Here is an 8,520-nt window from a genome sequence, read left to right as displayed (position 1 = left end):
TATTGATGGAACGCTTGGAGCCCTTCGCGGAATATTCCATAGGAAACCCATTCTGATCGGGAACAGAAAGCAGATAATCTGCTCCTTCTTCCATGCAGAAGGCGGCGCAAAGGTCTCTGCAGAGCAGGTTTACATCCATATCCTGCCCCACTTCGATCACCTTCCAAAGGTCTTCATCATTTGCATGGGAAATCTTGATGGAAAGCACATCGGGAACCACTTCCATCAAAAACATCCTTTCCCGGGCCCGTAACTCTGCTTCCTGTAGGACTGCTTCTAAGAGCTGTTCATAGGGCAGGGCGTGGGGCATTTTCTGCCGGTCGATCTCTTTGGAGGCAGGATCGGCGAAAAGGGCTTTGCCCAGCGAGGTCAGGCTATAATAGGTAGGGGGAGTAAATAATTCCGCTCCCAGGTTATGTTTCATCAATACCAGTGCCGCCAGGTTGTTTACCAAAGAGAAGAAACGGATGGGGGTAAAGGCAATGGGGCGGATAAAGTGGAAAAACAGGCTCATGGGAGTCAGAAACCACTTATCCAGTACGATGCCGGTAAATAAAAAGGAAGAAACGATGGATCTTTCCTCAGGATTCAGGTTTTCAGGAGAGGTTTTCCAGATTTCCTCAATATTTACGTCTACTTTATGATAAAAATCAATGAAGATACGGTCTACTTCTTTATGGCTTTCCAATAAGTGATAGAAAAAATCCGGAGGAGCGATATCTTCTTCCAGATCCATGGCCCAGGTAAAGCGTTCCGAAGCAAGTGTGCAGGCGGTTTCCCCCAGCTGAAAAAGAATATCTGCTGTTTTTTGGGCAAAGAAAGATGAACATTCTTCTGCAGGCTGCACCCTTTGGGTATGGATAGAAGGCAGGGGGACCAAAAGGCCATGGAGCCATGCCAGCCGGGTCAGATATTCCAGATAAAAATCTGTCTGCAGGCTCAGCTGTTTTAAAATCCCATCCGTTTCCTCTGGCAGAAGCAATCCGCTTTCATCTGTAGCGCGGTCGGGCGTACAGTAAGCGATAAGGCTTTGCAGGTCGTCCACCAAGGGGTGGCTTTCTGTGGAGTAGCCCACCAATGCAAAGCTGTATTCCGAGATATATTCTGCAGGGGGCTGCTCTTGGGCAGGTTTTATCCCCAGCACATAGGCATATTCTGTTTGATTGTCTGCGTCTTTTTCCAGATCCAATGCCAGAATATTGGCAGGGGAAAGGATAGTTTCCGAAGCCAATGTGGTATACTGCCATTTACCGAAGGCCAAAGGGGCAATATCCAGCAGAGGGCGGCGGCAGGGTTCATCCATTTTTTGACGCATGTTTTCATATCCGTTTAGAAACAGCTCCAAAAGAGGCGCATGCTTCGCTTGCACGGGTCTTGCCTGTTTCATAGTATCAAAACTCCTTTTGTTTGCGGGCTTTCGCCGCAAGCCTAATTCATTTATTGTAACAGAAAACCACTGATTTTAAAACCAAAAAGCGGAAAAAATCTTGCTTTTTGCGGAAAAACCAACAAAAATAAAAGGAAAAAACAAGATTTTCTTTCAACAATGACAAAAATTCATGGCTGAAGGACATTTTTTGTTTTTTGTACTTGCCAAGGCAAAAATTTTGTGATATAGTCCTTATGTCAAAAACAAATGTTTTTAAAAGAGAAACAGGAGGAAGGATTCCATGAAAGAGGATAAGAATTTCTATATCGTTGATAAAAGCGTATTGCCTGAAATTTTTTTGAAAGTCATGGATGTAAAAAATCTGCTGGAAAGCAAAAAGGAAAAAACCGTACAGGATGCGGTAAATCGTGTCGGCATCAGCCGCAGTGCTTTCTATAAATATCGTGATGCGGTGCATCCTCTTTATGAAAATACAAGAGGAAAGACAGTGACCATTTCCATGAATCTGGATCATACCAGAGGCTTATTGTCCTCTGTTTTGAACAGCATCGCCACAGAAGGCGCAAATATTCTGACCATCAACCAGACCATTCCCATCAACGGGATCGCCAATGTGACCATCACTATTGAAACCAATGAGATGCAGGGCGAATTAGGCAGACTGATGAACAGGATCGAGAGCCTGCAAGGGGTACAGTCCCTGCAGATCATCGCCAGAGAATAACAGAAAGGAAGGCCGGCTGCAGGAAAGCCGGCAGCATTTTCATAGTAAAATTAGGAGGGAACGAAACATGATTCATATCCAGATCCCGGCGACATCCGCAAATATGGGTCCCGGCTTTGACAGTATTGGCATCGCAGTGCAGTTATACAACCACATTTGGGTGGAAGAACAGACCACCGGCCTGACCATCGAAGTGAAGCGTAAACAGGCGATTCCCGTTCCCACCGATGAAACGAATCTCATTTATCAGACGATGAAATACTTCTATGAACAGAAGGGGCTGAATATGCCCGGTGTGCATATCATTCAGGAGGATCATATCCCAATGGTAAGGGGGCTGGGCAGCAGCGCAGCCTGCATCGTCGGCGGCCTTTTTGCAGCCAATGAACTGGCAGGCAGACCCTGCGGCAGGGATGAACTGGCACAGATGGCAGCAAAGCTGGAAGGCCACCCCGATAATTCCAACCCTGCTATCTTCGGCAGCATGGTCGTTGGTGCTTTGAACGAAAAAGAAATGAAACATGTTCGTTTGGAGTTGCCTGATGATTTGATTTTTGCTATAATGGTTCCTGATTTTCCCGTTTCTACAGAAAAGGCCAGAGGTGTCCTGCCCGATACGTATTCCCGGGCAGATGTGGTGTTCAATGCATCCCGTGCGGCGCTTCTGATCGCATCTATGATGGCAGGAAAATATGAGAATTTCGATATGGCCATGGAAGACAGGGTACATCAACCTTACCGCAGTTCTTTGATCCCCGGTATGGATGAAATTTTTGCCCATGCGAAGGAATTTGGCGCGGTTGCCAGCTATCTGAGCGGCGCGGGTTCTACCCTGATGGCAATGGTTACGAAAGAGAAAGCGGAGGAATTCGAAAGAAAAATGTCTGAATATTTACACCAGTTGGAGCATAATTGGGAATTGACCTTGCTGCAGCCCGATATGGAAGGCGTAAAAGTTGAGACAGAATAACAGGAGGAAATAACGATGTTGATTGTGCAGAAATACGGCGGTAGTTCCGTCGCAAATGCGGAGAGAGTATTCAATGTTGCGAAGCGCATCATGCGGACAAGAATGGAAGGCAATGACGTAGTGGTTGTGTTGTCTGCACAGGGCAAAACAACAGATGGATTGATTGCAAAAGCAAAAGAGATCAACCCGAAACCCAGCCGCAGAGAAATGGACATGCTCTTGTCCACAGGGGAACAGCAGTCTGTTGCGCTGATGGCTATGGCGATCAGTGCCATTGGCGGCAGAGCCATTTCTTTAAATGCTGCCCAGGTGGGGATCGAAACAACAAATACATACAGCAATGCGCGTATCCGTACGATCAATACGGAGCGTATTGAAAACGAATTGGATGAAGGCAGTATCGTGCTGGTAACAGGCTTCCAGGGTGTGAACCAGATTGGGGATACCACAACACTGGGCCGCGGTGGTTCCGATACCTCTGCGGTTGCATTGGCGGCAGCCCTGCATGCGGATATCTGCGAAATTTACACAGACGTTGAAGGCGTTTACACAGCGGATCCCCGTGTGGTGCCTGATGCAGTCAAACTGGATGAAATCAGCTATGACGAAATGCTGGAGCTGGCATCTTTGGGCGCAAAGGTACTGCACAGCCGTTCCGTGGAAGTGGCGAAAAAATACAATGTGAAACTGGTTGTACGTTCCAGTATGTCTGAAGCGGAAGGTACAGAAGTTAAGGAGGACGTAAAGATGGAAAGAATGCTGGTTAGCGGCGTTGCAGCGGATAAAAAAGTTTCTCGTATTTCTATTATGGGTATCAATGATGAACCCGGAAAGGCCTTTGAGATTTTCTCTCTGATGGCGAAGGAAAAAGTAAGCGTAGATATCATCCTGCAGTCTACAGGGCAGGACGGCAAACAGAATATCTCCTTCACCATTGGCGAAGATGACTTGGATATTGCCCTGAAGGCTTTGGAAAAGAATAAAGAACGCCTGACAGCCCAGGAAATCATTCACGACGAAAACACAGCAAAGCTCTCCATCGTTGGCGCAGGTATGGCAACAAACCCCGGCGTTGCGGCTCTGTTCTTTGAAGCAATGTATGACGCTGGCGTAAACATTCAGATGATCTCTACATCCGAAATCAAGATTACAGTTCTGATTGCAAAGGATGATGTGGACGCAGCTATGGTAGCTGTACATGATAAATTTAAACTGGCTTCCGTAAATATGAGAAAAGGCGGCGGCAACGAATAAGAAACAGAAAGACACTATCGAAAAAGATAGTGTCTTTTTTTCTGCCTTTGCGGAGCAAATGCACTGAAAATCCGAAGGATTTGAGGTGCTCTCCGTATTTTTATAAAAAAGGACAACGATGTATCGATGTCCTTTTTAGAGTATTTATTTTTTGCGGCATTTTCCGCAGGTACCGTATAGGATCAGCTGTTCGCATTCTATATCAAAATCCAAATCCGGCACCAGTTTTCTGGTTACTTCTGTCAGTGCTTCTATACGCAGGTCTTCCACCCGGCCGCATACCTTACAAACGGTGTGTGGATGACACTGAACCACAGCGTCATAACGGGAACTGGGCTCGCCAACATTCAGCTCCTGCACCAAACCCAGCTGTTTGAAGAAATCCAGTGTTTTATACACGGTGGCAAGGCTCATGGTAGGATTGGTTGGTTCCAGCGTTTTGTATATCATTTCCGCATTGGGATGCTCGTGGCTGTTGCAGAGCATATTATAGACGGCAATGCGCTGTGGGGTGACTTTCAGACCTTTTTCTCTCAGGGTCTGGGCAATTTCTTTCATTTTCAACACCCCTCTTTAATGAATAATTATTGTTATTTAATAATAATACAGATTCTTATTTGCGTCAATGGGAATTTATACCAAAATACAAGGAATTTTAAAATTTTTAAAAATCCAATCAGAATCCTCGGGATGTCTTTTGTTCAGATTTTTGTATAGGCTGATGGCGGCGGTACTTGTGCAGTTGTTTTTTAGAAATGCCTGTGCTACAATGGTTTGTATTTAGAAAAGAAAGGAAGAACGTGTATGCATATCGTTTTGCTGGAACTGGAGATTCCCCAGAATGCAGGAAACATCGCCCGTACCTGTGCGGTGACAAATTCTGTGCTGCATCTGATCAAGCCTTTGGGGTTTTCCGTAGAAGATAAATATTTGAAGCGGGCAGGGCTGGATTATTGGAAGCTGCTGGATATCCGCTATTATGAAAATTTTCAGGATTTCTGTGAGAAAAATCCCGATGCCAGGATTTGGATGGCATCTACCAAGGCACGCCATGTTTATACAGATGTGGTTTATGAAGAAAATGATTATATCATGTTCGGCAAAGAAAGCGCCGGCATTCCCGAGGAAATCCTGATGGCGAATGAAGCCAATACCATCCGTATCCCTATGCTGGAAGCGGCGCGGAGCTTGAATCTATCCAATTCCGTTGCCATTATCATTTATGAGGCCATGCGTCAGCAGGGCTTTCCCGGTATGCTGATGGAAGGACAGCTGCACCATCACAAATGGTGATTTTCTCGGGATTTTGTCCCGAACCCTGCGAGGGGAATGATTCCCTTCGCCCCTGAGCTGCAAAATGCAGCGCATTTGGCAGAAGAAAGGCATAATAAGAAAAAGGCTAGAACCGATTGGTTTTAGCCTTTCTTTTTTGGTTATTCAGTTAGTTCTTCGGTCACATCGTCCAGGGGTTCTTCCCCGGGTGGTTCCTCCGCAGGGGGAGCGGGGGGTTCTGTCGCCGGGAATTTCATATAAGCCTTGAACAGATCGCCTTCAATTTCCAGAGAGAATTTCCCTTTCTGCAGGCCCACCAGAGACTGAGCGATATTCAGCCCCAGACCGCTGCCTTCCGTATGACGGGAACTATCGCCGCGGACAAAGCGTTCCATCAGCTCATCTGCGGGAATATTCAGGGCATCCTTGGAGATATTTTTCATAGAAACAGTTACAGAACCAGCTTCTTTTTTGAGATCGATATAAACTCTTGTGCCTGTCTGGGAATATTTGCAGGCATTGCTCAAAAGGTTGCTCAGCACGCGCCAGGTCAGATTGCCGTCTACCATGGCAAATGTGGGAGATTCTAAGCCGTTGAGCACAACTTTCAAATCTGCCTTTTCCAACCGCTCTTCATATTCCGCCACGGCCTGGGCCACCAATTCCCCCATATCCGTAGGGGCAAGGTTGACTTTCAGGTTGCCGGTGGATGCTTTCGATGCCTCTACCAGATCCTCTGTCAGCTTTTTCAGCCGGTGGGACTGTCGGTCCAACACCTCGATATATTCCGCCGCCTGTCCTTCCAGCCCTTCTTTTTTCAGCAGATCCACATAGTTGATGATGGAAGTCAGAGGGGTTTTGATATCGTGAGAAACGTTGGTAATCAGCTCCGTTTTCAGGTGTTCACTTTTCATTTTTTGCTCCAGCGCAATGGAAAATCCTTTGGAAATGCTATTCAGGTTATCCCCGTGTTTGCGGAACATGGAAAACATTTTTCTGGTGTCGATTTTGTGATTCAATTTTCCCTTTGCCAATGCTTCGCCGCCTTCCTGCAGCTTTTGGGCTTGGGAGGCCATCAGGCAGAAAACGAACATCAAGGCAAGATTCAGCAGAATTGCACCAAAGCCGCCGCCCACATAGACGGAGGAGATCACCAGCCAGGCCACAGCCACCTTCCACATGGCAGGAATGGCTTTCAGAGCATCCATCCCCGTGGAAAAGACTGCCGCAAAAAGCTTCCAGCCGAAATGCAGCACTTTATAGGTGATCGTATTCTGATAGAAATATCTGCCCAGCTTCAGGCGAGTGGCGCAGGTTAAAATCGTTGCCAGCAGCAGGATGCCAAGAAAGAAGATATATGCCACTCCGAACAGAATTTCATAGATATTGAAAATCATGCTTCTTCCGTTGACATCAATATAAAGCCCATATAGCAGGGGCACAGAAATCATACCTAAGTATAAATCCAGCGGCACTTTGTCCAGCAGATTGGGGACGATTTCTTCTTTCCCAACCTGATGCCCAGCGGCGCAGAGCAGGTAAATCATTCCTGCAATCAGGAGCAGCACACTGCCTGCCAAAATGGGAATCAGCCAGAAATGGAAATCATAGGTGAACTGATACAGGCGATAGCTAATCCAATAATTATCGGAAACCGTCAAAGGGTCTGCCACATAGCAGCGTATGGTAGCCAGAACGGGTTCGCTGTAGGCAACAGCCTCCTCTGTTGCTATTTCTGCATTATAGATGATAGAGATGCTGTTGTCCTCATCCTGTACCAATATACCATTGCCATAATCATAGTACAGAGAAAAACGATATTCCCCCACATAGGTCGCAGCCGATTGGCTTTTGTCAAAATTGGAGAGGATTGGCTCGTTTTTAGGGGAAAATAATTCGAAACGGAAATTTGTTCTGCCTGCATCGAACTGTTCTGCAATTTCCTTCAGGCTCATGTTGGAATTGAGCCAATCCATCACCTGCTCTGCATAGGCATAGGTGGTGCTTTGGCAATAGGGCGTTTCCCCATAGGAAAGGGGGCGGTTGCCGTAAAAGCCGCTTTCCCCGGCAGTGACGATGCCCAGTCCGCTGATGAGGGCCGTAAAGCCCATGAGGATGACCAGAAAACAGGCAAATACCTTCATACCCAGATTGTGGGTGAGTTTTGTCATTCCTTCGCCTCCTTCTCGATCTTATACCCCAGCCCCCAGACTACTTTCAGGTAGCGGGGTTCGGAAGGGTTGATCTCGATTTTTTCTCTCAGATGACGGATATGTACTGCCACAACGCTGCCGGAACCATAGGCATCCTCATTCCAGATTTTTTCATAGATCTGGGTGGAGGAAAATACTCTGCCGGGGTTTTCCATCAGCAGCTTCAGGATGTTGTATTCGCTGGGGGTCAGGTTTACCACTTCTCCGTCTACGGTAACAATTTTCGATTCATCATCCAAATCGATGCCACCGATGACCAGATGGGAGGCTTTTTTTGCCATGCCGCCCAAAGAAGTATAACGGCGCAGCTGGGAGCGTACCCGTGCCAATACTTCGATGGGGTTGAAGGGTTTGGTGATATAATCATCCGCCCCGATATTCAGCCCCAGAATCTTGTCACTGTCCTCGCTTTTTGCCGTCAGCAGGATGATGGGGATATTGGAGGTTTCCCGCAGCTTTGCCGTGGCAGAGATGCCGTCCATCTGGGGCATCATGATATCCATTAAGATCAGGTGGATATCATTTTGTGCTACCACATCCAGGGCTTCCTGCCCGGTGTATGCGGTGAAGATGTTGTAGTTTTCTGTGGATAAATAGATGGACAATGCGGATACGATATCCTTTTCGTCGTCGCAGATCAAAATGTTATACATGGTGTTGCACCTCCGTCATGCTGTGATTTTATTTTACCTGACTG

8 protein-coding genes are annotated in these 8,520 nt (G+C 46.9%); 4 read left to right on the top strand and 4 right to left on the bottom strand.

What is annotated here, in order from left to right; all coding sequences use genetic code 11:
* Nucleotides 1-1,387, bottom strand: a 1,387-nt coding sequence (locus tag ACI39P_RS05265; RefSeq protein ID WP_439719634.1) for a hypothetical protein, incomplete at its 3' end; no start/stop codon positions are given.
* A 283-nt stretch (nt 1,388-1,670) separates the two neighbouring features.
* On the opposite strand from ACI39P_RS05265, the gene ACI39P_RS05260 reads away from it, so the two are divergent.
* The 3 genes from ACI39P_RS05260 to ACI39P_RS05250 all read left to right on the top strand — a co-directional run bounded on the left by ACI39P_RS05260 (nt 1,671) and on the right by ACI39P_RS05250 (nt 4,338).
* Nucleotides 1,671-2,114: an ACT domain-containing protein gene (locus tag ACI39P_RS05260; RefSeq protein ID WP_439719633.1), complete on the top strand. Its 444-nt coding sequence runs from the start codon at nt 1,671-1,673 to the stop codon at nt 2,112-2,114.
* Between the two features lie 67 nt (nt 2,115-2,181).
* Nucleotides 2,182-3,084: a homoserine kinase gene (gene thrB, locus ACI39P_RS05255; RefSeq protein WP_439719632.1), complete on the top strand. Its 903-nt coding sequence runs from the start codon at nt 2,182-2,184 to the stop codon at nt 3,082-3,084.
* 15 nt (nt 3,085-3,099) lie between these two features.
* Nucleotides 3,100-4,338: an aspartate kinase gene (locus tag ACI39P_RS05250; protein WP_439719631.1), complete on the top strand. Its 1,239-nt coding sequence runs from the start codon at nt 3,100-3,102 to the stop codon at nt 4,336-4,338.
* A 144-nt stretch (nt 4,339-4,482) separates the two neighbouring features.
* Here the strand turns inward: ACI39P_RS05250 and ACI39P_RS05245 are convergent, their stop codons facing one another.
* Complete coding sequence (locus ACI39P_RS05245) at nt 4,483-4,896, bottom strand: transcriptional repressor (protein WP_439719630.1); 414 nt, start codon at nt 4,894-4,896, stop codon at nt 4,483-4,485.
* A gap of 246 nt (nt 4,897-5,142) precedes the next feature.
* On the opposite strand from ACI39P_RS05245, the gene ACI39P_RS05240 reads away from it, so the two are divergent.
* On the top strand, nt 5,143-5,631 hold the full coding sequence (locus tag ACI39P_RS05240) for a TrmH family RNA methyltransferase (RefSeq protein ID WP_439719629.1): 489 nt from the start codon (nt 5,143-5,145) through the stop codon (nt 5,629-5,631).
* A gap of 140 nt (nt 5,632-5,771) precedes the next feature.
* Here the strand turns inward: ACI39P_RS05240 and ACI39P_RS05235 are convergent, their stop codons facing one another.
* Together ACI39P_RS05235 and ACI39P_RS05230 are read right to left on the bottom strand one after the other, a co-directional pair.
* Complete coding sequence (locus ACI39P_RS05235) at nt 5,772-7,781, bottom strand: histidine kinase dimerization/phospho-acceptor domain-containing protein (protein ID WP_439719628.1); 2,010 nt, start codon at nt 7,779-7,781, stop codon at nt 5,772-5,774.
* On the bottom strand, nt 7,778-8,476 hold the full coding sequence (locus ACI39P_RS05230; protein WP_439719627.1) for a response regulator: 699 nt from the start codon (nt 8,474-8,476) through the stop codon (nt 7,778-7,780). The genes ACI39P_RS05235 and ACI39P_RS05230 overlap by 4 nt, the downstream gene beginning before the upstream one ends.
* Between the last annotated feature and the right edge of the window lie 44 nt (nt 8,477-8,520).

The sequence above is a fragment of the Anaerotignum sp. genome, from assembly GCF_051877975.1.
In the GTDB taxonomy this organism is placed as follows: domain Bacteria; phylum Bacillota; class Clostridia; order Lachnospirales; family Anaerotignaceae; genus Anaerotignum_A.
The sequence above is the reverse complement of the archived record's forward strand: the minus strand, read 5'-3'. Positions and strand labels throughout refer to the sequence as shown.